At 70.6% G+C, this 23,840-nt stretch carries 17 protein-coding genes; 10 read left to right on the forward strand and 7 right to left on the reverse strand.

What is annotated here, in order from left to right; translation table 11 throughout:
* The first annotated feature begins 151 nt into the window (after positions 1-151).
* From AB5J49_RS18710 to AB5J49_RS18725, 4 genes are read left to right on the forward strand one after another with little or no spacing between them, the layout of a single operon-like run.
* Positions 152-2,497 carry a CDP-glycerol glycerophosphotransferase family protein gene (locus tag AB5J49_RS18710; protein WP_369169764.1) on the forward strand — a complete coding sequence of 782 codons (2,346 nt, stop codon included), beginning with the start codon at positions 152-154 and terminating at the stop codon, positions 2,495-2,497.
* A gap of 37 nt (positions 2,498-2,534) precedes the next feature.
* A complete protein-coding gene (locus AB5J49_RS18715) occupies positions 2,535-4,736 on the forward strand; it encodes a CDP-glycerol glycerophosphotransferase family protein (RefSeq protein ID WP_369169765.1) in 2,202 nt (733 codons plus the stop codon).
* A 1-nt stretch (position 4,737) separates the two neighbouring features.
* The gene (locus AB5J49_RS18720) at positions 4,738-6,972 is read left to right on the forward strand and encodes a CDP-glycerol glycerophosphotransferase family protein (protein ID WP_369169766.1); all 2,235 of its coding nucleotides are present in this window, start codon (positions 4,738-4,740) and stop codon (positions 6,970-6,972) included.
* Positions 6,973-7,022: 50 nt separating this feature from the next.
* Complete coding sequence (locus AB5J49_RS18725; protein WP_369169767.1) at positions 7,023-8,657, forward strand: hypothetical protein; 1,635 nt, start codon at positions 7,023-7,025, stop codon at positions 8,655-8,657.
* A 34-nt stretch (positions 8,658-8,691) separates the two neighbouring features.
* On the opposite strand, the gene AB5J49_RS18730 is transcribed toward AB5J49_RS18725, so the two are convergent.
* Positions 8,692-9,105: an organic hydroperoxide resistance protein gene (locus AB5J49_RS18730; RefSeq protein WP_369169768.1), complete on the reverse strand. Its 414-nt coding sequence runs from the start codon at positions 9,103-9,105 to the stop codon at positions 8,692-8,694.
* A gap of 126 nt (positions 9,106-9,231) precedes the next feature.
* On the opposite strand from AB5J49_RS18730, the gene AB5J49_RS18735 reads away from it, so the two are divergent.
* A complete protein-coding gene (locus tag AB5J49_RS18735; protein ID WP_369169769.1) occupies positions 9,232-9,750 on the forward strand; it encodes a MarR family winged helix-turn-helix transcriptional regulator in 519 nt (172 codons plus the stop codon).
* Here the strand turns inward: AB5J49_RS18735 and AB5J49_RS18740 are convergent.
* Complete coding sequence (locus AB5J49_RS18740; protein WP_369169770.1) at positions 9,653-11,284, reverse strand: hypothetical protein; 1,632 nt, start codon at positions 11,282-11,284, stop codon at positions 9,653-9,655. The genes AB5J49_RS18735 and AB5J49_RS18740 overlap by 98 nt on opposite strands.
* A 219-nt stretch (positions 11,285-11,503) precedes the next feature.
* Between AB5J49_RS18740 and AB5J49_RS18745 the strand changes: the two genes are divergently transcribed.
* Both AB5J49_RS18745 and galE read left to right on the forward strand, forming a co-directional pair.
* On the forward strand, positions 11,504-13,180 hold the full coding sequence (locus AB5J49_RS18745) for a glycosyltransferase family 2 protein (protein WP_369169771.1): 1,677 nt from the start codon (positions 11,504-11,506) through the stop codon (positions 13,178-13,180).
* A 65-nt stretch (positions 13,181-13,245) separates the two neighbouring features.
* A complete protein-coding gene (gene galE / locus AB5J49_RS18750; protein ID WP_369169772.1) occupies positions 13,246-14,226 on the forward strand; it encodes a UDP-glucose 4-epimerase GalE in 981 nt (326 codons plus the stop codon).
* Between the two features lie 31 nt (positions 14,227-14,257).
* Here galE and AB5J49_RS18755 read toward each other — a convergent pair whose 3' ends face one another.
* Together AB5J49_RS18755 and AB5J49_RS18760 are read right to left on the reverse strand one after the other, a co-directional pair.
* Positions 14,258-14,764, reverse strand: a complete 507-nt coding sequence (locus tag AB5J49_RS18755) for an N-acetyltransferase family protein (protein WP_369169773.1) — start codon at positions 14,762-14,764, stop codon at positions 14,258-14,260.
* An 87-nt stretch (positions 14,765-14,851) separates the two neighbouring features.
* The gene (locus AB5J49_RS18760; protein ID WP_369169774.1) at positions 14,852-15,274 is read right to left on the reverse strand and encodes an ATP-binding protein; all 423 of its coding nucleotides are present in this window, start codon (positions 15,272-15,274) and stop codon (positions 14,852-14,854) included.
* A gap of 206 nt (positions 15,275-15,480) precedes the next feature.
* Between AB5J49_RS18760 and AB5J49_RS18765 the strand changes: the two genes are divergently transcribed.
* From AB5J49_RS18765 to AB5J49_RS18775, 3 genes are read left to right on the forward strand one after another with little or no spacing between them, the layout of a single operon-like run.
* Positions 15,481-16,332 (forward strand): DUF5753 domain-containing protein, encoded by an 852-nt coding sequence (locus tag AB5J49_RS18765; protein ID WP_369169775.1) that lies wholly within the window; start codon positions 15,481-15,483, stop codon positions 16,330-16,332.
* 11 nt (positions 16,333-16,343) lie between these two features.
* Complete coding sequence (locus AB5J49_RS18770) at positions 16,344-16,550, forward strand: DUF397 domain-containing protein (RefSeq protein ID WP_369169776.1); 207 nt, start codon at positions 16,344-16,346, stop codon at positions 16,548-16,550.
* A gap of 4 nt (positions 16,551-16,554) precedes the next feature.
* On the forward strand, positions 16,555-17,490 hold the full coding sequence (locus tag AB5J49_RS18775) for an ADP-ribosylglycohydrolase family protein (RefSeq protein WP_369169777.1): 936 nt from the start codon (positions 16,555-16,557) through the stop codon (positions 17,488-17,490).
* A gap of 436 nt (positions 17,491-17,926) precedes the next feature.
* Here the strand turns inward: AB5J49_RS18775 and AB5J49_RS18780 are convergent, their stop codons facing one another.
* The 3 genes from AB5J49_RS18780 to AB5J49_RS18790 are packed head-to-tail and all read right to left on the reverse strand — an operon-like array spanning position 17,927 to position 23,699.
* Entirely contained in the window at positions 17,927-22,696 is a 4,770-nt protein-coding gene (locus AB5J49_RS18780) for a putative T7SS-secreted protein (protein ID WP_369169778.1), read from the reverse strand.
* Complete coding sequence (locus AB5J49_RS18785) at positions 22,696-23,295, reverse strand: hypothetical protein (protein ID WP_369169779.1); 600 nt, start codon at positions 23,293-23,295, stop codon at positions 22,696-22,698. The genes AB5J49_RS18780 and AB5J49_RS18785 overlap by 1 nt, the downstream gene beginning before the upstream one ends.
* Positions 23,292-23,699 (reverse strand): SseB family protein, encoded by a 408-nt coding sequence (locus tag AB5J49_RS18790; protein WP_369169780.1) that lies wholly within the window; start codon positions 23,697-23,699, stop codon positions 23,292-23,294. The genes AB5J49_RS18785 and AB5J49_RS18790 overlap by 4 nt, the downstream gene beginning before the upstream one ends.
* Positions 23,700-23,840: the final 141 nt, after the last annotated feature.

A 23,840-nucleotide genomic window follows, 5' to 3' on the forward strand; every position in this document is an offset into this window, starting at 1 on the left:
GGGGGCGGGCCGTCATCGGTCCGCCCCCTGCCGTTCACTCGTGGTCCCTCGTATGCCTTAGGTCCCGTAACCAAGTCACTCCATTGGCCGTTCCCGGGCAAGGCGCTACGGCGAAAGCGCCGACCGTCCCGGCCGACCCAGTGGATGTCCCTTGCCCAGGTTCAGTGTCATTGTCCCCGCGTACAAGGTTCAGGCGTACCTGCACGAGTGCCTGGAATCGGTGCTCGCACAGTCGTACCCGGATCTCGAACTGATCGCCGTCGACGACTGCTCACCGGATGCGTCCGGCGCGATCATCGACGAGTTCGCGGCCCGCGACGCGCGTGTGCGTCCCGTGCACCTCGCCGAGAACCGGGGGCTGGGGCCCGCCCGCAACGCCGGTATGGCTCAGGCCACCGGCGACTACCTGATCTTCCTCGACAGCGACGACAGCCTCACTCCCGATGCCCTGCAGGCGATCGCCGACCGGCTGAAGGAGACCGGAGACCCGGACGTCCTGGTCTACGACTACGCGCGCACCTACTGGACCGGCGAGACGGTCCGCAACCAGGCCGCGGCCCGGCTCACCGAACAGGGCCCGGCCCCCTTCCGGCTGGCGGACCGCCCGGGGCTGCTGCGGCTGCTGATGGTGGCCTGGAACAAGGCCTACCGGCGGGAGTTCGTCGAGCAGGAGGGCTTCGCCTTCCCGTCCGGCTACTACGAGGACACGCCCTGGACGTACCCGGTCCTGATGACGGCGGAGTCGATCGCGACCCTGGACCGGGTGTGCGTGCACTACCGGCAGCGGCGCCGGGGCGGCATCCTCGGCACGGTCAGCCCGCGGCACTTCGACATCTTCGAGCAGTACGACCGTGTCTTCGCGTACGTCGACCGCAACCCCGAACTCGCCCGCTGGCGCCCGCTGTTGTTCCGTCGGATGGTCGACCACCTGGTCGTGGTGTTCGCCCGCCGCGACCGCCTGCCGCGCCGCAGCCGCGCCCAGTTCCTGCGCACGGCCCGCACCTACTACCGCCGTTACCGCTCCCCGGGCGCCCCCGTCCCTCCGCGCGCCCGGGTCCACCACGCCCTGGTCCGCCTGGGCCTGCACCGCACCTACCGCGCCCTGCAACTGACGGCCACCCTGGTCCGCCGCACCGCCAAGCTCACCAACCGTCTGCTGAAGGGCCTGCGTTCCACCGCCCTGCGCCTGCACTACCGCATCCAGCGGCGCCTCCCGCTGCGCGCCGACCGCGCCGTCTTCGCCGCCCACGGCGTGCGCGGCCACGGCTGCCACCCGGGCGCCCTGGAGCAGGCCTTCCGCACGCACGCCCCGGGCATCCGCACGGCCTGGATCGCCGAGGCCGAGCAGCACGACTCCGTCCCCGCCGACACCCGTCGGCTGCGCCCCGACACGGCCGCCTACTGGACGGCCCTGGCCCGCTCCAAGTACCTGGTCCACAACGCCGGCTTCGATCGCCGCCTGGTCAAGCGCCGCGGCCAGGTCCTGGTGCAGACCCGGCAGGGCACCCCGCTCAAGCACATGGGCCTGGACCTGCGCGAACGGCCGGCAGCCGCGGGGGACACGGACTTCGACGAACTCCTCGGCGACGTCGACAAGTGGGACTACGTCCTGTCCGCCAACCGCCACTCCACCCTGGTCTGGGAGCGCGTCTACCCGGGCGACTACACGACCCTCGAATACGGCAGCCCGCGCAGCGACGTCTTCCAGCAGGCGACTTCGGCGGACGTGGCCCGGATCCGGGAGTCGCTCGGCATCCCCGAGGGCGCGGTCGCGATCCTCTACGCCCCCACCCACCGCGACTACCGGCGCACCCAGCGCACCACTCTCGACCTGCACCACGTCCTGCGCCGCCTGGGCCCCCGCTTCGTCGTCCTGGCCCGCGCGCACCCCCGGCACGGCGGCCCCCTCGCCCCCACCGCGGGCCAGGTCATCGACGTCACCGACCACCCGAGCGTCGAGTCGCTGTGCCTGGCCTCGGACGCCCTGGTCACCGACTACTCGTCGATCATGTTCGACTACGCCGACCTGGACCGGCCGATCGTGATCCACGCCGACGACCGGGAGGCGTACGAGGCGGCCCGCGGCACCTACTTCGACCTGCGTTCCTTCCCGCCGGGCGCGGTGTCGCGCAGCGAGGACGAGCTGATCGACATCTTCGCCACCGGCCACTGGCGCGGCTCGCGCTCCGCCCAGCTGCGGTCGGCGTTCCGCGAGCGTTTCTGCCCGTACGGCGACGGACGCGCCGCCGAGCGGGTCGTCCGCCATGTCGTGCTGGGCGAGACCGGCCCACCATCCGTCGTGCCCCTCGACAAGCGCCACCCCGTACCGTCGCCGGCCGCGGAGCGCTCCGCTGGGAGTGCCGCGATGGGCCGTCGATCGTCTGCGGCGCCATCGTGGCTGGTCGCGCAGTTCCCCGCGCCCCTTCAGGGCGCTGCCGAACCGCAGCCGACACCGCCCGCCCCCCTCAAGTCGACTGAGGCCGACGCAGCCTCCTGAAGAACCCGGCCGCCAGCACATCGACAGAAAGAGCAGTATGCCCCGCTTCAGCATCATCGTTCCGTCCCATGGGGTCGCGGGCCGGCTGTCCCAGGCGCTGGACTCGGTCCTCGCCCAGCCCTTCGGCGACTTCGAGCTGATCCCGGTCTGCGACGCCCCCGACTCCCCGGCGGCGCATGTCGCCGCCGGGTACGCCGAGCGGGACTGCCGGGTGGCGCCCGTGAACTCGCCGCCGGCGGCCGGGCTGGCCGGGGCGCGCAATGCCGGGCTGCGGGCGGCGATCGGTGACTGGGTGGTGTTCCTGGACGGCGACGACGTGCTGGTGCCGGGGGCTCTGACGGCGCTGGACGCCCGGCTGGGCGAGACCGGTGACGTGGATGTCCTGCACTTCGAGCACGAGCGGACCCCGTGGTGGGTGGGTGAGCCGACCAATCCGGCCGCGCTCGTGCTGGCGCGGACGCCGGGCGGGGTCTTCTCGCCCGAGGAGGCCGTCGAGCTGACGGGGGTCCAGCTCCCGGCGTGGAGTGCGGCATACCGGCGGACCTTCCTCGCCGAGCACCACCTCGCCTTTCCCGACGGCCACTTCACCGATGTCGGCTTCGGCGGGCTGGTCGTGCTGGGGGCGGAGCGCATGGCGGTGCTGCGCCAGGTCGTCGTACGGCATCTGCTGCGCCGGCAGGGCAACCGGCTGGGCCTGCCGGGGGAGCACCACTTCGAGCTGCTGGACCAGGCCGAGCTGGTGCTGGCGCGGGCGGCCGAGGAGGGGCTGTCCGAGGAGCGGCGCGCGGCGCTGTTCGAGCAGCTCTTCGCCGCCGTACTGAAGACGGCCGCCCATCCGCGACGGCTGCCGCGCGGGCGCCGTGCCTTCTTCCGGCGGGCGAGCAGGCTCTACCGGCGGTACCGCCCCGCCGGGTTCCGGACGCCGGGCGGCAGTCTCGGTGTGCAGCACCGGCTGCTGGCGAGCGGGGCGTATGCGGCGTTCCGGGCGCTGCGCCGGGCCAACCAGGTGGCGGCGCGGGCGGCTTCGGGCGTGCCGCGTCCGCGCGGGCTGCGCACGCGGCTGCGGTACCGGCTCCAGCTGCGGCGGCCGCTGGATCAGAACCTCGCCGTGTACTGCGCTTACTGGGGGCGCGGTTATGTCTGCAATCCGGCCGCGATCCACGCCAAGGCACGCGAACTCGCCCCCCACCTCCGTGCGGTGTTCGTGGTCGAGGAGGACCAGGCGCACACCGTGCCGAAGGACGTGGAGTACGCCGTCATCGGCAGCCGTAAGTACTGGGACGTGCTGGCCCGCGCCAAGTACCTGGTCAACAACGCCAACTTCGCGGACGCCGTGGTCAAGCGCGAGGGCAGCGTGCATCTGTCGACCCAGCACGGCACCCCGCTGAAGAAGATGGGTGCCGACCAGGCGACGTACCCCGTGGTGGCGGCCGCGACCGGCAGCTTCGCCAAGCTGCTGGCCCGCGTGGACCGCTGGGACTACAACCTCACCTCCAACCGGCACTCCACTCAGATGTGGGAGAGCGCCTTCCCCGCCGCGCACGAGACCCTCGAGTACGGCTATCCGCGCAACGACGCCTACTACACGTCGACCGCCGCCGACGTCGCCCGCATCCGCCGCGAACTCGGCGTCCCCGAGGGCAAGAAGGCCCTGCTGTACGCGCCCACGCACCGCGACCACACCACCGGCTTCGAGTCGAGCCTCGACCTCCAGGCGCTGTGCGAGGAGATCGGCGACGAGTACGTCGTGCTGCTGCGCGCCCACTACTTCTACGACCGGGGCGGCGCGCGCGGCACCGGCCGGATCATCGACGTCACGGGGCACCGCTCGTCCGAGGACGTCTGCCTGGCCGCCGACGCGCTGATCACCGACTACTCCTCGATCATGTTCGACTACGCCAACCTGGACCGCCCGATCGTCGTGTACGCGGACGACTGGGACGTCTACCGGGAGCTGCGGGGCGTCTACTTCGACCTGATGGAGGCCCCGCCGGGCCGGGTGGCGCGTACGCCGGGGGAGCTGGCGGCCGTCTTCCGTGACGGCTCGTGGGCGGACGAGGAGGCCAGGGACCTGCGTGCCGCGTTCCGGGAGCGGTTCTGCCAGTTCGACGACGGGCACGCCGCCGAGCGCGTCGTACGCCGGGTGCTGCTCGGTGAGCCGCCCGAGGCGATCCCGCCAGTGATCCCCCTCGCCGAGCGCATCCCCGCCCCCGCCGCGACGACCCTCGTGAGGAACTGACGTGCCCCGCTTCAGCATCATCGTCCCCGTCTTCAAGGTGCAGGGCTTTCTGCGGGAGTGTCTCGACTCGGTGCTCGGGCAGTCGTACACCGACTTCGAGGTGATCGCCGTCGACGACCGCTCCCCCGACGGCTGCCCCGCCATCCTGGACGCCTACGCCGAGCGCGACGCACGCGTGCGCGTGCTGCACCTGCCGGAGAACGTCGGCCTCGGCCGGGCCCGCAACGCCGGTCTGGAGCAGGCGAGCGGCGACTACGTCCTGTTCCTCGACAGCGACGACCACTACACGCCGGGCCTGCTGGCCGCCGTCGCCGCGCGTCTGGAGACGGCCGACGACCCGGACATCCTGGTCTTCGACCACGTGCGCACCCACTGGTGGGGGCGCGGCGGCCGGAGCACGGCGGCGGACCTGCTGGCCGCGGCCGGCACGGACACCTTCAGCGTCCGCGAGAGCCCGGAGTACCTGCATCTGTTCCTGGTCGCCTGGAACAAGGCGTACCGGCGGGACTTCTTCCTCAAGCACGAGCTGCGCTACGCGCCGGGCCTGTACGAGGACGCGCCCGTCACCTACCGCTCGATGGTGCTGGCCGACCGCATCGCCTGCCTGGAGCGGATCGGGGTCGAGTACCGACAGCGCAGGCAGGGGGCGATCACCAAGACTCCGGGGCGGCGGCATTTCGACATCTTCCCGCAGTACGAGGGCCTGTTCGCGTTCCTCGAAGGGTGCCCGGACCTGGCGTGGGCACGTCCGCTGCTGTTCGAGCGGGCCCTGGACCACATGCTGTTCGTGCTCGCCCGCGAGGACCGGGTGAGGCCCGCGGACCGGCCGGACTTCTACCGTGAGATCCGCTCCTTCCACGCCCGCCACGTCCCGGCGGGCTTCACCCCTCCCGACGGCCGGCGCGGCAAGGAGATGCGGCTGCTGGCGACGGCGCCCTACGCGTCGTACGCCGTGGCGAGCTCCCTGCACGAGGTGCGCAGGGTGGCGGGGGCCGGCAAGCGGCGCGTGGCGCGGGTGGCGGCGCAGCGGGCCCAACGGGTCTGGTACGCGGCCCAGTCGAAGCTGCCGCTCGATCCGCACCTGGCCGTCTACTCGGCGTTCTCGCATCGCGGGGTGCTGGGCGATCCGGCGGCGATCCACGCCAAGGCCCGGGAGATCGCCCCGCACATCAGGGGTGTGTGGGTCGTCCAGGAGGACGCGGTCGACTCGCTCCCTCCCGCCACCGACTTCGTGACGCCGGGCTCGCGGCGCTACCACGAGGTCATGGCGCGGGCCACGTACTGGGTGAACAACGTCAACTGGCCCGGCAGCCTGGCCAAGCGCCCCGGCAGCGTCCACATCCAGACCCATCAGGGCACCCCGCTCAAGTACATGGCGGCCGACCTGCTGGCCAAGCCCGGCGCCCGGCACGGCTTCGACGTGCCGAAGATGCTGTGGCGGGCCGACCGCTGGGACTACAGCCTGGTGGCCAACCGGCACTCGGAGCTGGTGTGGGAGCGGGCGTATCCGTGTCACTTCGCGTCGCTGCGGACGGGGAGTCCGCGCAATGACGTGCTGGTCACCGCCGGTCCGGACGCCACTGAGGCCGCCCGTGCGCGGCTCGGTGTCCCCGCCGGTGACACCGTCGTGCTGTACGCGCCGACCCGTCGTGAGTACCGCCGGGGCGGCCATGTCGACCGGATCGATCTCGCCCGGTTCGCCGCGGACCTCGGCGCGGGCCACACGCTCGTCGTACGGCTGCATCCGTCGCTGGCGCAGGGCACGGCGCGCGGGATGGGCCTGGCCGATCTGCACCGGCGGGGCGTGCTGATCGACGCGACGGACGTGCCGCAGGTCGAGGACGTGCTGCTCGCCGCCGATGTGCTGGTCACCGACTACTCGGCCCTGATGTTCGACTACGCCAACCTGGACCGGCCGATCGTGGTCCACGCCGACGACTGGGGGGCGTACGCGGCGAGCAGGGGCGCCTACTTCGACATCACGTCCGACGCGCCGGGTCATGTGTCCCGCTCCTACCGGGAGTTGGCGTGGCTGTTCGCGTCCGGGACGTGGCAGGACGGGGAGTCGGCGCGGTTGCGGGCGGGGTTCCGGGAGCGGTTCTGCGAGTTCGACGACGGGTTGGCCGCGGAGCGGGTCGTACGGACGTTGATGCTGGGTGAGTCGATGCCGGAGCGTCCGAGCGGGGTGCAGCGGGTGCCGGCTCCGGCAGACGCGAGGGCTCACTCGATGAGGTGATGTGAGGTAAAGCCGTTGACCCGACCGGCCCGATCGGGAACATACGGCAAATGCCTCAAACCCACACAACCTCAACGACCAGCACTGCGGGCGCTGTAGGTGTCCTCGTCCGGAGGACCGTGCGCGGCGCGAGTGCCCTGCGCGGCGGCCGCAGTTGGCGTCCGACGCCGTACCAGGTCTTCGGCTTCGCGTTCTTCCTGGCGATGTCGCTGGCGTACTGGGCCGTGCCGCTGTGCTGCGACGCGGGCCAGCACGCGGCGGTCGTCGAACGCCTCAAGGCGAACCTGCTGCACCCGCGTCATCCGATGGCGGACCTGCCGGGCGCGGGCAGCCCGTACTACTCGCCGTACACGGCCGCGCAGGGCGCGTTCGCCCGGCTGACCGGGCTGGGCGGCTGGGAGGTGGTGCGGCTGGCCGGCCCGCTGAACCTGCTGGTGCTGCTGACCGGCATCGGCCGCTTCGTGCGGGTGCTGACGCCGAGACCGTGGGCGCCGGTGCTCGCGCTGGGGGCGATGACGCTGCTGTGGGGGACGGAGCGGGCCTGGTGGAGTGGCTATCTGAGCCTGATGTCGATGACGGGGAACCTCGGCTATCCGTCGGCCTTCGCCATCGGGCTCACGTTCTGGACGTGGTCGCTCACGGGGGTGCGGGCGCGCGGGGAGGGAGCGGGCGGGGAGGGAGCGGGCGCACCGCCGTCCGCCCCGGGGCTCGTCCGGTACGTCGGGCCGAGCGGGCTGCCGGGGTTCGCCGGGTACGCGGGGATCGGCGCGCTGTACGGGCTGATCCTGCTGATCCATCCGATCACCGCGGCGGCGGCGGTGCTGGGGGCGGTGGCGTTCGTCGCCGGGTGGCAGCGGGGGATGGCCGCCGTGGCCGTGCGGTGGGGGGTGACGGCGGGTGTGGCGGCGCTGGTCGCCGGGTGCTGGCCGTACTTCGACGTGTTCGCGCTGGCCGGGGACGAGAGCGTGGACTGGATGCACCGGCGGCTCTACGAGCATCTCGGCGGGCAGTTCTGGCTGGCGCTCCTGGGGCTGCCGGCGCTGTGGCTGCGGTGGCGGCGGGGTTCCTGGCGGGATCCGCTGGTGCTGCTGTTCACCCTCGACTGCCTGTTCGTGGCGTACGGCTGGGTCAGCGGCCGCTACACCTACGGCAGGATCCTCGGGCTCACCCTGGTGCCGCCGCAGTTCGCGCTCGCGGTGGAGCTGGCGGCGCCCCGGCCGTGGGGCAGGGCGCGCCGGGTGCTGGGCGGGGCGACGGCCGTCGGGGCCTGCGTCGGGTTCCTCACCGTGCAGGGCGGGGCGGTGGTGCCGCGGGCACTGGATCCGATCGGCCTCGAGCAGCCGTCGCACTGGCCGTCGTACGCCTGGGTGGCACGGCACGTCGGCAAGGGCGAGGTGGTGATCTCCGACGGGCACTTCGCCCCGCGCTCCATCCCCGGCTACGGCCCGAACCTGGCCGCCCCGATCTGGCCCGACCCCGCCCTGGACGAGCGGGAACGGGAGCGCCGGCTCGCCGATGTCCGCGCCTACCTCTCCGACACCTCGACCCGCGCCGAGCGCACGGCCATCGCCCGGCGGTACCACGCGCACTGGCTGCTGCTGACGCGATGGAAGACGGTGCCGGAGGAGGCGGTGGTGGTGGCGTGGAGTCGGGGGACGGGGGAGGTGCTGGCGCGGATCGGGTGACGGTCCGGTTCGGGGTGGGGCTGCTCCGCGGTGGTTACTCGATGACGAGGTCGACGTCGATGTTGCCGCGGGTGGCGTTGGAGTAGGGGCAGACCTGGTGGGCCTGCTCGACCAGCTTGCGGCCGGTCGCCTCGTCCAGGGTGTCGGGCAGCTCCACGCGCAGGGTCACCTTCAGACCGAAGGCCTCGCCCTGCTTGCCTATGCCGACCTCGGCGGTGACGGCGGCGTCGGAGACGTCGACCTTGGCCGCGCGGCCGACGAGGCCGAGGGCGCTGCCGAAGCAGGCGGCGTAACCGGCGGCGAACAGCTGCTCCGGGTTGGTGCCCTGGCCGTTGCCGCCCAGTTCCACCGGCATGGCCAGCGCGAGGTCGATCTTGCCGTCGTTGCTGACGGCGCGGCCCTCGCGGCCGTGAGTGGCGGTGGCGACAGCGGTGTAGAGCGCGTCCATGGAAAACCATCCCTCTCGATCGGGTCATGTTCCGGCGGCCCCGTTGGCGGCCGCCGTACGACCACAAGTAGAGCACACAATTCAATTGCACACAACTAAATGACGGGCACGAGTTACCCTGGAAGCATGACGACCACGCCCACGGCCGACTGGCTCCGCCTCGACCAGCAGATCTGCTTCTCCCTGAACGCCGCGTCGCGCGCCTTCGGCGGCGTCTACCGCGTGGTGCTGAAGGACCTGGGGCTCACGTATCCGCAGTACCTGGTGATGCTGGTGCTGTGGGAGCACGGCGACCTGCCCGTGAAGAAGCTCGGCGAACACCTGCGCCTCGACTCCGGCACGCTGTCGCCGCTGCTCAAGCGACTGGAGGCGGCCGGTCTGGTACGCCGGGAGCGCAGCGCCCGCGACGAGCGCTCGGTGGAGGTGCGGCTGACGGAGGAGGGGGCCGCGCTGCGCGAGCGGGCCCTGCAGGTGCCGCGCCGGATCGCCACGGCGACGGGCTTCGACGTGGACGAGATCCGCGAGCTGCGGGCACGGCTGGATCAGCTCACGGAGGCGTTGGATGCGGCGGCGGTGGAGGAGGCTGCGGTCGAGGAGACTGCGGCAGAGAACGCGGGGGCAACGACGTCGGGGCGGGGTGCGTAGGCGGGGCGGGGTGTATGCCCGGGCTGGTCGCGCGGCGGATGTAGAGGCGTAGCGGGCCGTCGGGCTGCCGGGCAGGGTGGGGCCGGAACTCCTCGCCCACGACGTCGAGCTTGGCGCGCTCGGTGGGGTTGCGCGGATACCAGGGCGAGTTCAGCGCGTACGGCTCGGCGACGACCCAGAGCCGGTCGACCGAGTCGAGCCTGCGCCGCAGCTCCTCGGCCCCGACCTCACGGCCGTACAACGTCCCCGACCTCGGCCCGGACTGCCGCAACGCGATGTCCCAGGCCCGCCGGAACCCCTTCGGATACGCCATCGCCGAACGCCGCCCGATGGACGGCAGGTACAGCACCGGGTCGCCGGGGCGCAGGTGCCGGGCGGCGAACGCCGAGGTGACGGCGAGGTTGTCGGGGCGGTGGGCCGGAGAGCGGTCCTGGCGGTGGAGGGGGAGGTGGTGGAGGAAGGCGAGGGCGATGGCGATGACGCCGGCCACGGGCGTCAGGGGGAAGTGTGGGTGCCGGGCGGGACTGGGTGCCGGCCGGTCTCCGTCCAGGGACTCGCGACGTACGAGACCGACCATCCGATCAGCCCCCGCCGCCACCAGCAACGGCGCCCCCGCCAGCCCGTACAGCACATACCGGTCGTCGTACATCGGCCGAACCTGCGACACGGCGAGAAGGAGCCCGGGCGGCACCACCAGCAACGGCAACGCGACCGCGGCAACCCGCCCCACCCCCAGCCCCGCCACCATCAGCAGGACGCACGCCCCGAACACCACTCCCGTCGGCCCGGCGACAAACCCCCGCAGCAACCGTTCCGCGCTCCCCCACCCCGGCACCGGCAACCACGCCACCTGCCCGGCCTGCGCCCGTGACACGACCGCCAACGGCAGCAGGGCGACCCCGGCGCCGGCCACCGCACGCCCCCACCCGAACCACGCCCGCCACGACACCCGTCCCACTCCGAGGGTCACCGCGTGCGCGCACACCACCAGCACGGCCAGCTCATGCAGCAGACAAGTGACCCCGAGGACCGCCCCGTACGCCCACCACACCCGCCGCACCAGTAGCAGCGTCGCCCCCGCGACCCCCGCCGTCACCAGCGCGTACGACCGCCCCTCCTGCGCGAAGTGCCCGGCCATCGGCGTCACCGCGTACAACAGCCCGGCCCACAACCCCACCCTCGGCCGCGCCAACCGCACCCCGAGCGCCGCGATCAGCCCGGCCGCAGCGGCCGCCCCGCACACCGACGGCAGCCGGAGGACGACCTCACCGGGGTGGACGGCCAGGACGGCGTGCATGAGCAGGTAGTACAGGCCGTGCACGGCATCCACGCCCTGCACCAGCCGCCAGATCTCCGGCACCGACCGCCGCGCGACCTGGAACGTCACCCCCTCGTCCCGCCACATGCCGCCCCGGTCGAGCCCCCACAGCCCGAGCCCGGACATGACGAGCACGGGGACCCCTACGGCTACGACCGCGGCCGCACCGCCGGCGCGGCCACCCTTCCTCGTCGGCTCCCGCTCGCCGTTCACCACAGGACCGAGTTTGTACTATTAACCGACACTTACTGACGATTGACGGCGTATCATCACCAATTTGGCATTCACCCGGCATACGATCGGCCCGCGCACCCCTGAAATGCCGCTGCCCGTGAGTGAACCGGTCTCACACTCCGGCCGTCTTCCGCAACGGGCCCAAGTCCCGCTTCACGAGCGACTGCCCCTCATTCCTGCGATTCCGGATCGTGGCCTCCCATGCCCCCTCACGCTCCTCACAGCACGCACGGCCCCCAGGTCGGCATCGTCGTCATCGGCTACGACGACGCCGCGCATGTGACGACGGCCGTCCGCTCGGCGTTGGCGCAGGGGCCCGTGGTCCGTGAGGTCGTCGCCGTCGACGACTGCTCGACGGACGGGAGCGCGGAACTGCTCGCCCGTCTCGCCGCGACCGAACCGCGCCTGAAGGTGGTCCGGCGCCGGGTCAACAGCGGCGGCTGCGGCAGCCCGCGCAACACCGGACTCGACCGGGTGACCTCGCCGTACGTGATGTTCCTGGACAGTGACGACGTACTCCCGCCGGGCGCGGTGGACGCGCTGCTCGCGGCGGCGACGGGGGCGGACGCGGAGGTGGCGGGCGGTCTGTGTGTGCGGCGGGAGCTGCCTGGTCGGCGGGGGCTACCCGGCGGGCGGGAGCTGCCCGGCCGGCGCGATGTGCCCTGGCAGGCGCCCCTCTACGCCGCGCACGCCGTGTTCGAGCGCCCCGCACAGCGCCCACGCCTGGTCCACGACACGCTCTGCGTCAACAAGCTCTACCGCACCGACTTCCTGCGCGAGCACGGCATCCGCTTCCCCGAAGGCCGCTTCCTCTACGAGGACTTCGTCTTCACCGCGCGCGTGCTCGCCGCCGGCCCGCGCCTCGCGCTCATCCCGGACCGGGTGTACGTCTGGCACGTACGCCGTGCCGCCGACCGGCTGTCGATCTCCCTGGACCGCGCCGGCATCACCAACTGGCAGGCGCGCACGCAGGCGAGCCGGCTGGCGTACGACATCCTGCTGGGCGCCGGGCAGAAGGAGCTCGCCCGGGAGGCGCGCGCCAAGTTCCTCGACCACGATCTGCGGGTGTACGCACGCGAGTTGGGGTTGCACGACACTCCCTACCAGCGCGCGTGGTGGGCACACACGCGGGCGTACCTCGCGGAGTACGACGCGTCCGACTGGGCCCACAACCCCGCCGCACCCGGCCGCCTCATCGGCCGCGTCGTCCTGGCCTCCCCCGAGCCCCGCGACCTGCCCCGCCTCAGGGACCTGGCCTCCCGCCCCGCCCGCCTCCTCCCGCCGTACACCCACACCCCCGACGGCATCCCTGTCTGGTCGGCCGCCTTGCCCGAGGTCCAGCTGGAGCCGCTGCTGACCCGCCCCGTCCGCCTCCTCCCCCTCGCCGTCGACGCGGAACTGCGCCCACGCGCGCGTACCGCCCTCCTCCGGCTACGCCTGCACGAGCTGTACGGCCGGGTGGCGCAGGCGGGGCCGGAGGCGCTGGAGGTGGAGTGGCGGTGCCGGGAGACGGGGCGCGCGACGGTTCCGCGTACGACGGCGGCGCTGACGCCCTCGGCCGACGGCGGCGTCTGGTCGGCCGAGACGACGGTCGACTGGGCGGCGTTCGGGAGTCCGGGTGGACGGGGGGCGGGCACGTGGGACATGCGGCTGCGCGTGTGCTTCCGAGGCGGCGCGTACCGCGAGGTCACGGCGCACGCCCTCACGGGCGCCGGTCCACTGCGCCGTCGCGCCGTGGTCGGCGCGGGTCACGCCGTAGTACTCGTACAGCCATATGCCACCCACTCCGGAGCGCTGGCACTACGCATGGCCGGGGGTTTACGGGGAGTCATGTCAGTGATCGGCGGCAGACTCCGCCGCCTGCTTCACTGTCACTGACACCGACCACGGCCGAGCACGAGCTCACTGCCCACAGGCCCACTGACGAGGGGACTCTGCCGCACATGACCTGGCTGATCACCGGCGGCGCCGGTTACATCGGAGCACACGTCGTCCGGGCGATGACCGAGGCGGGCGAGCAAGCCGTGGTGTACGACGACCTGTCCACCGGCATCGCCGGCCGCGTGCCCGACGGCGTCCCGCTGGTCGTCGGCTCGACCCTGGACGGCGAGCGCGTCGCCCGCACCCTGGCCGACCACGGCGTGACCGGCGTGGTCCACCTGGCGGCGAAGAAGCAGGTCGGCGAGTCGGTGGACCTCCCCCTGCACTACTACCGGGAGAACGTCGAGGGCCTGCGCGTCCTCCTGGAGGCCGTGACGGCGGCGGACGTACCGTCCTTCGTCTTCTCCTCCTCGGCCGCGGTGTACGGCATGCCGGACGTCGACCTGGTGACGGAGGAGACGCCGTGCGTGCCGATGTCGCCGTACGGCGAGACCAAGCTGGCGGGCGAGTGGCTGGTCCGCGCGACGGGCCGTGCGACGGGCCTGTCGACGGCATCGCTCCGCTACTTCAACGTGGCCGGCGCGGCCGCCCCGGACCTCGCCGACGTGGGCGTCTTCAACCTCGTCCCCATGGTCTTCGAGAAGCTCACGGAGAACGCGCCCCCACGCATCTTCGGCGACGACTACCCGACCCCCGACGGCACCTGCATCCGCGACTACATCCACGTCGTCGACCTGGCCGAGGCCCACGTGGCCACGGCCCGCGCGCTGCAGTCCTCCCCCGGCCACTCCCTCACCCTCAACATCGGCCGCGGCGAGGGCGTTTCGGTCCGCGAGATGATCGACATGATCAACGCCATCACCGGTTACGACCGCCCCCCGACGGTCACCCCCCGCCGCCCCGGAGACCCGGCCCGCGTCATCGCCTCCGCCGACCGCATCGCGACCGAGCTGGGGTGGAAGGCCAAGCATGATGTGCGGGACATGATTGCTTCGGCCTGGGAGGGGTGGGTGCGGATGCATCCGGGGGCGGCGCGGAGTTGAGCCTGCGCTGCAAGGCGCGCTGGCACGCGGGTCAGCCAAGAGAGTGGCGGTAACGCAACTTGTTGAGCGAGGCCCCGCCGGTGGTGTCCTCCACGGCAGTACCGTCCGCGCGCCAGCCCTGGGCCTCGTAGAAGCGTCTGGCGCGTTGATTGTCTTCCAGCACCCACAAGGTGGCGAGCGCGTAGTCGGCCCGTCCCAGAGCCGCCGACGTGGCCGACATCAATTGCCTGCCGACCCCAGTGCTCCAGACCTCCGGCAGCGCATAGAGAGTGCCGATCTCCGCGATGCCAGGGCCCTCCCGTGACGGGCCGAAACTGGTGAATCCGACGATTCCCGCCTCGGTCTCGGCCACCAGTACTCCGGACGAGGGCCACCGCGTCTCCGCGATGCGCGTCTTCCATGCGGGCTCTTCGCGGACCGGATCCATGGCATCGAGGTAGGGCTGTGGCACGAGACCGGCGAACGCCGCCTGCCAGGAGCGCACATGGACACCAGCGACGGCTGATGCGTCATCAGGCCCTGCCTGTCGAATCCGCATGGCCGTCATTCTTCAAGCGCGCCCCAGCCTGGGCCAAGTTCTTTTCCCGAGGGTGATTCCGGGAAGTGCGGGAGCGCAGCCAAGCGGTCATCGTCCAGGCCGGGAGGGGTCCGGCACGCCAAGTTCGAACCAGACCCCCTTCCCGCCCTCGCCCCCGCCGCGCCCCGTCCGCCACCCACCCCGCTCCGCTCCCCACCGGCCCTCGGTGAGCGAGTCGAGGATCCACAGCCCACGCCCGCTCTCGGCGTCGTACCCCTCCTTCATGACGGGCAGGGTCACGTCCGTGTCGAAGACCGTCGCGCGCATGCCGACCGGGTTGGTGACGAGAAGGAGTCCGGCACCGGTTCCGGACGCGTGGACGCACGAGTTGGTGACCAGCTCCGAGACACAGAGCGCCGCGTCGTCCACGATGCCGCCGAGTCGCTGCGCGTGCAGGACGGAGGTGACGAAGTCGCGGGCGATGCGGGGGGAAGTGACGTGGGGTGGGATGCGGAGGCTGTATTCGGGCATGGGGGGTCAGCTCCAAGTCGCCGAGGGCAGAGGTGAGTCGAGGCGGGCGGAGGCCGTTGGCAACGGAGGGTGCCGCCCGCATCACCGAAGGTAGGGGGCAACCCATATCCTGAGCAACCTATATCCGGAAAATGCCAACCTCTGTGTGCCCCGTGCCATGCTTGCTCGGCACGGACGTACGCAGGAAGACCAGGGGGACGACGCAGATGCCGCTCAGGAGCAACCCCACTTATCGCCAGGAGCGTTTGGGGTCCGAGCTGCGCAAGATGCGCGAACACGCGGGCATCACCGCGCGAGCGGCAGCCGCGCTGCTCAGCTCAAGTCCCATGCGTCAAAGCCACGTCGAGACCGGCCGCGGTGGCATCAGCGAGGACCGCGTCCGGCGCCTGGCCAGGCACTGCGCCTGTGATGACTCCGCGTACATCGATGCGCTGGTCGCTATGGCCCTGGAGCGGGGCAAAGGCTGGTGGGAGAAGTACCGCGGCATCGTGGTCCCCGCCGGACTCAACCTGGCGGAGCTGGAGCATCACGCCGTACGCATTCGGACTTTTCAAATGGCGCACGTTCCCGGCCTGTTGCAGACCGAGGAGCACATGCGAGCCGCGTTCCATTACGCGTCCCCCGAGCTGACGCCCCAAGACCTGGAGGCGTACGTGGCGTTCCGCCTGCGCCGCCAGCACGTCATCACAGAGTCACCAGCGACGCCGTACGAAGCGATCATCCATGAGGCTGCCCTGCGCATTCGCGTCGGCGGCCGCAGAACAGCACACGCGCAGCTGGAGCGCATCCTTGAGCGCTCGGAGCTGGAACATGTAACCCTGCGCGTCCTGCCGTTCACAGCCGAGGACTTCGCCGGAGCCGGTCACTCGATGCTCTACCTGCACGGCACCGCTCCCCAGCTGGACACCGTGCAGGCCGAAACCGGTCACGGCAGCGTCTTCTTCGATGCCGAGCCGCTGCTCAAGCAATACCGCAAGCGGTACGACAAGGTGGCAGGCTCAGCCTTGAGCCCGGCCGAATCCCGGGACTTCATCGCCCACATGCTCCAGGAACTCTGAAAGGCCCCGCCATGACCACAGCCCTCACTTGGCAGAAGTCATCCTTCTCGGGTGGCGGAACCGGCGACGACTGTGTCGAACTCGCCCTCCCCACCACACCCCCCACCTCCATACACCTCCGCGAGAGCGACACCCCCACCACCGTCCTCACCACCACCCCCACCGCCCTGCACGCCCTCCTGACCATCCTCAAGAACGGCAACGGCCTGCCCGGATGAGCAGATGAGCACCCCCTCCCGAACGCACCGCGCCCTCGGAGCCGTCATCGGCTCCGCCGTCGGCGACGCCCTGGGCGCGCCCTTCGAGTTCGGGCCGGAGGGCGCCTTCTCCGCCCGCTTCCCGAAGGGCCACGGCGGCGAGATGTGCGGGGGCGGCGGCTGGGACCCCGGCGAGGCGACCGACGACACGCAGATGGCCGTACTCGTCGGTGAGTCACTACTGGAGTGCGGCGGGCTCGAACTCCCGGACGTCTTCCGGCGCTTCCAGCGCTGGGCGGCGGCCGAGCCGAAGGACATCGGCCTCCAGACGGAAGCCGTACTGAGCAGCGGTGACCCGTGGGGCCTGGCCGCCGCGCTGCATTTCCAGACAAACCAACGGGCGGCGGGGAACGGCGCCTTGATGCGCGCCGCCACATCGGCCGTCCACTTCGCCCACCACGGCCGCGAGGCCACCATGGACGCGGCCCGCCGCCTGGCCGCCCTCACCCACGGGGACCGTGCGGCCTGGGAAGGAACGGCCGTCTTCCACGAGCTGGTGCGGGTGGCCCTTGCCGGAGGCGACCCGCAGGCCGCCGTCCCGAACACCCTCGACGCGGTCCAACACGACCACCGCGCGCGTTACACCACCGTCCTCGCCCCCGCCTGGCACCCCGACGACGCCACCGAGTTCAACGGCGCCGTCTGGCCCTGCCTCGGCTCCGCCGTCTGGGCCCTGCGTACCACCTCCTCCTACGAGGACGCCGTACGCGCCGCCATCGACCTCGGCGGCGACACGGACACCGTCGCGGCCGTGACCGGCGGCCTGGCCGGGGCGGTGTACGGCATCGACGCCGTACCGGAGCGGTGGACGGCGGCGCTGCACGTACCGCTGCCGGGGTTCGGTGAACGGGTGTTGCAGGTAGGTGAGTTGGCGGAGCTGGCCCGTCGGCTGGACGGATGAGCAGCTAGCCAGGCTTAACTACCTCCAATTCGGGAGTACGAACGAAGGCGAACTGATCCCCTACTCTGTTGTCACCGAAGAAGAGGAGTGGATCGAACGACATATAGAGGGTTTGAAATTGCTTATCACTGCTAGCTACCCCGACAACCCGAGTTCAAGCTCACTAATTGTGATCCCTTTAGCTAGCAAGGAAACTCCCTCCCCCGCGAGTTGCACCCTCGCACTGTGAGGGGGATCAACGAATCCCACACGGCGTCCATAGCACTCAATCCAGTCAAGTGAGACCTGGAAGGATTTAGTTGAAGAGTCGGCGGTGGACTCGATGATGAACTGCTGGCCCGGACGCACAATGCCACCCACGCACCTGACGATGCAGATTGCGCTCGCGGGTTCAGTCTCCTCCACCGCATAGATCTGCAGCTGCCCGACGACCTTATCATCCATGCGCGTACGCCTCCCTTACGAACTGATTTATCTGCTCTGGCGACAGCTTAGGGATGTCCCACTCCAAGGCATCGGTGATTCCGCCGTAACTGTTCACCCTTGGCACTTGGATTCCCATCTTGCCAAGAATATCGCTCGCTACATCCACTGGTAGGGTGACACTGGCTCTACGAGCCAGTTCTCCTGCAGACATCCGGACCCCAACTTCTGCCTCTGCTCTGATATACCCGCTCGCAGTTTCAATCCCCTCAAGTGCGCTTCTCGGGATCACCTGCACCATAGCCTCACCATATTGCTCCGAATGCCTTGCGAAAGTCGCTGCCACGCCCGGGTCTGTCGACGTGGGCGTGAATCCGACGTCCTGATTCCCGCTGCTCGCATCCCAGCCCCGGGTAGTCCCGCGAAACAGGTGCTCTTCTTCAGTGCATGCCTTGGGTGCCAGCCCCAGCGGATCAGTCCATACATATGGGTTCCGCACGTATGTGACAGGGTTCGGTGCCGGCGCCAAGCCCAGCGGATCCGTTGTGAGGTAGCGGGCTGTTTCGGGGTCATAGTGGCGGAAGTGGTTGTAATGGAGTCCGGTCTCGGGGTCGTAGTACTGGCCTGGAAAGCGCAGCGGCGTGTACGCGGTGCCGCCGGCTGCCCAAGCCGTGGCACCCCATACAGTTCTGCTGGCCCGCCACGCGATGTCGCCGTGTTCGTCGACGAGTTCATAGGGAGTGCCGATCAGGTCGGTGACGATGGCGTAGAAGCGGGAGTCACTCTCCTCCTGTGGTGCGTTCGCTGCCGCTATGCGCTCTGTCTGGGCGATCGGACGTCGGCCCCGATGATCCCAGGTCAGGGTCACTGGGTTAGGTAGATCCTGGGACACTGTGGTCTGCTCACAGAGGGTCGTGCCGTCCCAGGTGAAGTCGGTCTGTTCAGCAACGGTTTCGCCGTCCGTGGCGAGGCGTTGTTTGGCAATGCGGCGACCCAGGGGGTCGTAGCGGTAGCGCCAGGTGGTGCCGTCGGGGGTGATCACCGAGGTGAGGCGGTCTTCGGTGTCCCAGGTGTAGCGCCACGTGTCGGGTTTGCGGGACAGGCGCGCCTTTTGGCGCAGGGTGATGCGGCCCGCTTCGTCGTGTTCGTAGCGGACTCTGCCCGCCCGCGTGACGCGGGTGCCGGTATAGGTGCGGTCGCCGGTCGCTTCCTGGCCCGGCATGGAGTCCGGCCAGGTGGCGTGGGTCTGGTTGCCTGCGGTGTCGTAGGCGTAGGACTCCGTCCAGTTCCCCGCGTGGACAGCGGTGACCCGGCCCGCCGCGTCAAGGCCGAAGCGGCGGCTGCCGCCCAGGTGGGCGTCGATGCCGATGAGATTGCCGTCGGCGCGGTACGTGTAGGCGCGGTGCTGCAGGCGCTGGCCGGAGGGGCCGGTGAGTTCCTGCTTCGTCAGGCGGCCCAGGGGATCAAAGACGTTGGTGAGGGTGAGGGTGTCGTCGATGCGGCGGGTGAGTTCGCGGCCTGCCGCGTCGTGGGTGAAGGTGAGGGTGCGGCCAGCGGTGCTCAATTCGGCGCGGTTGCCGGCCGCATCGTAGGTCCACGTGCTGGTCGCGCCTGTGGGCGTGGTGCGGCTGGTGCGGCGGCCCAGCTCGTCGTAGGTGTAGGTGAGCGCGCGGCCGTTGACCGTCTCGGATATCAGGCGGCCCGTGTCGTCCCGCTGCAACGCCAGAACCGCATCCGGGCTGGTTGCCTGGGCCAGACCGCCCGTCGTGTCGTACGTGTAGGTGGTGACTGATCCGGCCGCGTCCTTGCGCACCACGCGGCCCAGCACGTCCCTGTCGAAACGGACGGTCTGACCCAAGGCCGTGGTGCTGGCGGTCAGTTGGCCCGCCGCGTCGTGCGCGTATGTCAGCCTGCGGTTGTCGAAGTCCGTCTCCGCGACCAGACGCCCCGCCGGATCGTACTCGTAACTCCAGGTCAGGCCCTGGGGGTTCGTGACCTGTGTCAGGCGCAGCTCGGTGTCGTGGGTGAAGGTGTATCGGACGCCGTCTGGGCCCGTTCGGGCGGCGAGCAGGTCGAAGTGCGTGTACTCGTTGCGGGAGACCGCGCCCATGGCGTCGGTGTGGCTGGTGCAGTTGCCCTCACCGTCGTATGTCCATGACTCGGTGCTGCCGTCCGGGGCGGTGCGGCGGGCCGGCTTGCCCTCGACCGTCCACTCCAGGCGCGTGACGGCGCCGAGTGGGTCCGTAATGGTGGTCGGGCGGCCAAACGCGTCTCGTTCGTGCCGGGTCACGGCGCCGAGTGGGTCCGTGACCTCCAGGGGCAAGCCCGCGGCATTGCAGCGGACCGTGGTCGTCGCGCCCGTCGCGTCCGTTACCGCCCTCAGGTGGCCGAGGTCGTCGTAGGTGAAGCAGGTCGTGGCCCCGGAGGAGTCGGTCACCGCGGTGCGGTTGCCGAACTCGTCGAACTGCTGGCTGAGGTGCGCGCCGTCGGCACCGGATATGGAAACGGGCAGGCCTTGGTCGTTGTAGCCGATGCTGGTGTAGCGGCCGTCGGGGCGGACGGCCATCACCATGCGGCCGGCCTCGTCGTACGCGTAGCTCCGTGTGCGTCCCAGTGGGTCGGTTTCGGTCAGGGGGCGGTCGTAGCGGTCGTAGGTGGTGCGGGTGACCGCGCCGTCCGGGCCGGTCTCGGCCACCACCTGCAGGTCGCTGTTGACCTCGTAGCGCGTGCTGTGGCCCAGGGAGTCGGTCGCGGTGATGATCCGGTGGCCGGTCTGCGGGTCGGGGTCGCCGTAGGTGAACGTGTTGCGCAGGTGGCCTGCTTCACCTGACTGGGAGATGCAGCGCGCCTGATCGTCGTAGACATAGCTGTACGACGAGTTGTTCGTGTCGGTCCAGGCCGTGATCCGGCCGGCGGAGTCGTTGGTGAACCGGGTCGGTATGCCGGAGGAGTTGGTCACTGTCGCCAGGTGGCCGTGCTCGTCGTAGCCGAAGCGGACCAGTTCCTGGTCGCTGCAGTCCGGGGCGGCATCGGCCAGGCTCAAAGCAGTGATCCGGTTTCCGGCCGTCTCGATCTTGAGGTGGTAGCCGGCCGAGTGCACGATCGCTGTGGGGGCGCCCTCGTCGTCGTACTCGAAGGTGAGCCACTGGCCCGAGCGGTCGGTGATCTGCTCCAGCAGGGCGATGCCATTGCCGTCACCGCCCGGGGCGGCGAAGAACCAGGCGCGGCCGGACTCGGGGTCGGCGATGGCGTAGTCGCCGTAGGCGTCGATGGTCAGGGGATACCGGCCGCCCTCCAGGGGCAGGGTCGGCACGCCCGGAACGGGGTGTGGGTAGGCGAGCAGTGCGCCGTTCTCGCGGATGAAGATGACGCCTTCCGCGTCGATCTCCAGGCGCTGGTCGGCCGTGGAGGTCCAGCTCGGGCCGAACCAGCGGCCGGCCCCGTACGACGACTCGAACTGCCGGGAGAAGACAAGAGGCAGCTTGGCGGGCAGTGTCACGTCGGTCTGCGGCAGCGCCATGCGGCCGGTGGCCATGTCGATGGGGTCGCCGAACCACTTGCACTTGTTTTCCCTGGCGAAATCCTTGATCGCCTGGCCGACGCTCCTGCGCGCCGTTCCCGTGGCCGCCCCCTCCGCAGCCCCTCGCGCAGCCCCTCGCGCCATGCCGGTCGCGCCCTTGCCGCCGATCAGGTTGGAGGCGAGGTAACCCATGGAGTCGGCCGGGTCACTGCTCCAGCCGCTGCCGACGATGGCCTTGGGCAGGCGTTCGGGATGGGCGGCGGTCCCCACCAGCCCGGCCAGCAGCATGTTGGAGTTCTTCAACCACTCACCGGGGTGGGTGAGGTTGTAGGGATCCCACGGGTTGACGGTGCGGACCAGCTTCACCAGGTCCGCGCCACCCTTGAGGAAACCGCCCACGACATGGGCCTGGTTCAGCTGCGTGCTCACGACGGCGTCCACGGCGTCGGCCTTCAACCGGTCGGTGAACTCCGGCTTCGGTGGGGCCATATCCAGGGCGGCCGCCACCCGGCGCTGCGCGTCGCGGGCGGCATCGGTGCGCTGGCGGCGTGCCTCGGCCAGGATCTCCTCGGCCTCCTGCCGGCGTGCCACGCCCGGATCGACGAAGGCACCCGGTTCGGTCGGCTTCCGGCCGGGGTTGCGCCCCGTCGACGCGGCCGCGTTGTACTGCTCGGCGGCCTGGTTGTAGACCTTCACCTGAGCGTTGTGCGCGTCCACAGCCTGCCGGCTGATCTCCTGTGCGTTGCGGTAGGCGTCGATCGCCAACTGCGCCTGCTGCTGGGCCCAGCGCACCGTGTCCGCGTACGCCTCCAGCGCCTTGCCCGCCGCCTCACAGGCGTCGGCCGCCGTCAGCCACTGCTTGGGATGCATGTCGAACTTCTCGCGGAAGGCGTCCGCCGCCTGGCCCTGCCAGCCCTCGCCGTCCAACGAGCGCATCCCCTGGCCGACGTTCTCGAACGCCCGGGAGAAGTCACGCAGGTGCCGGGCGCGCGCCTCCAGCGCCGCCGGGCTGCCATGGACCAGCTCCCTGGGGTCCTCGCTCTCTCCCAGGGAGCGCTCGGCGACATCGCCGCCCAGCCGGTTGTTCACCCCCTCCCCGAAGTCGCGCACCCCCTCAGCCGCGCCGTCCGCGCCGACCGCCGAGAGGCCGTCCGCCGCCTTGTCCGTACCCCAGTTGACGGCCTCTCCGACGCCCTTCTGCACGCTGTCGGCGACGCTGTCCAGGCCGTCCCCGAGGTCGTTGACCATGTCCCCCAGGCCCATCAGCGCTCAACCTCCCCAAACGAGGCCTGCGATGGGCCATCCGGCTGCCAGTCCGTCTTCGAATCGAACATGGCGTCCGGGGTCACCGTCGAACTCTCCACATCCTTCTCGGCTTGGTCCCAGGCCTTCCGGGCCGCCTCGTCGCCCTCCCGGATGGACTCCGCGCTCCAGTCCGCGTCCATGACATGGGAGACGGGGTTGTCCTTCAGCGTGTCCGACCAACCACGCTGCTCGACCTCCTCCTTGGACAGGTAGGGGTTGCCCGCCGTCGCCGTCCACAGCGTCTTCAGAGTGTTCGAGGCGTACTGCTCCTGCTCGTGGTACAGCCCCGCCGACAGGTTCAGACGCTCCGCGAACTGGTTGGCGTCCCGCAACAGCGAACGCACTCCCCAGCCCCACCGCTCGCAGAAATCGGCGAAGACCTGGCGCAAGCCGGCATCCCCGACCTCCAGGCCCGCCAACTCCAGCTCGTCGAAGCCGAGCCCCTGAGACGCCTCGATGTCGAAGCCCAACTCCTTCAGCTCATCCGTCGCCTGGTTGATGCCCCGGGTGACCCGCTCCAGCGCCTCCGGATCGACCCGGTAACCACTGCCGCTCACGCGTCTGCCCCCTGTACGGCCGCACTCTCCGCGTCCACCGCCACTGCCTCCGGCACGATCCCCGCCACGGGCGGCAGGATCATCCCCGTGGCGCTGCCCGCATCCACGGCAATCGCGACCGGGCCGTCCGCGCGCGGGATCACCCGGTCCAGCAGCCATGCCCCGTACACCGGGACGCGCTCCTGAACCGTCTCGCCCCGAGCCTGGGCGAAACGCGTCAGCGCCGCATCGTCCGTGAACGCGAAGAGCCAGCGGATGCCGCCCGCCTCAGCCGACACCAGCGAGCCGTCCACCACCGGCACGAGCAGCTCGCTGCGCCTGAACTCCCCCACTACCGCCCGCAGGTCGCCGTCCTCGGTCTCCGCCAGATCCGTCAGCCGCAGTCGCAATGCGTCGGCGCTCACGTCAGCCCCCGTCGTGGATTTCACCGCCTACTGCGTGCACAGCTTCAGGTTCAAATCCGATCGAATTTGATCATCACAGATGCGAATCAGCACCGTAACTCACGGGTCTGACAACGTTCCAAGCAGTTCAGGCGACTCTGT

This window comes from Streptomyces sp. R28, from assembly GCF_041052385.1.
Classification (GTDB): Bacteria; Actinomycetota; Actinomycetes; order Streptomycetales; family Streptomycetaceae; genus Streptomyces.

Coding starts and splice junctions, on each gene's coding strand:
- AB5J49_RS18755 (WP_369169773.1), bottom strand. CDS start 14,764: ATGCGGATTCGACAGGCAGGGCCTGATGACGCATCAGCCGTCGCTGGT.
- AB5J49_RS18780 (WP_369169778.1), bottom strand. CDS start 22,696: ATGGGCCTGGGGGACATGGTCAACGACCTCGGGGACGGCCTGGACAGC.
- AB5J49_RS18765 (WP_369169775.1), top strand. CDS start 15,481: ATGCCGCTCAGGAGCAACCCCACTTATCGCCAGGAGCGTTTGGGGTCC.
- AB5J49_RS18770 (WP_369169776.1), top strand. CDS start 16,344: ATGACCACAGCCCTCACTTGGCAGAAGTCATCCTTCTCGGGTGGCGGA.
- AB5J49_RS18760 (WP_369169774.1), bottom strand. CDS start 15,274: ATGCCCGAATACAGCCTCCGCATCCCACCCCACGTCACTTCCCCCCGC.
- AB5J49_RS18745 (WP_369169771.1), top strand. CDS start 11,504: ATGCCCCCTCACGCTCCTCACAGCACGCACGGCCCCCAGGTCGGCATC.
- AB5J49_RS18715 (WP_369169765.1), top strand. CDS start 2,535: ATGCCCCGCTTCAGCATCATCGTTCCGTCCCATGGGGTCGCGGGCCGG.
- AB5J49_RS18735 (WP_369169769.1), top strand. CDS start 9,232: ATGACGACCACGCCCACGGCCGACTGGCTCCGCCTCGACCAGCAGATC.
- AB5J49_RS18775 (WP_369169777.1), top strand. CDS start 16,555: ATGAGCACCCCCTCCCGAACGCACCGCGCCCTCGGAGCCGTCATCGGC.
- AB5J49_RS18725 (WP_369169767.1), top strand. CDS start 7,023: ATGCCTCAAACCCACACAACCTCAACGACCAGCACTGCGGGCGCTGTA.
- AB5J49_RS18730 (WP_369169768.1), bottom strand. CDS start 9,105: ATGGACGCGCTCTACACCGCTGTCGCCACCGCCACTCACGGCCGCGAG.
- galE (WP_369169772.1), top strand. CDS start 13,246: ATGACCTGGCTGATCACCGGCGGCGCCGGTTACATCGGAGCACACGTC.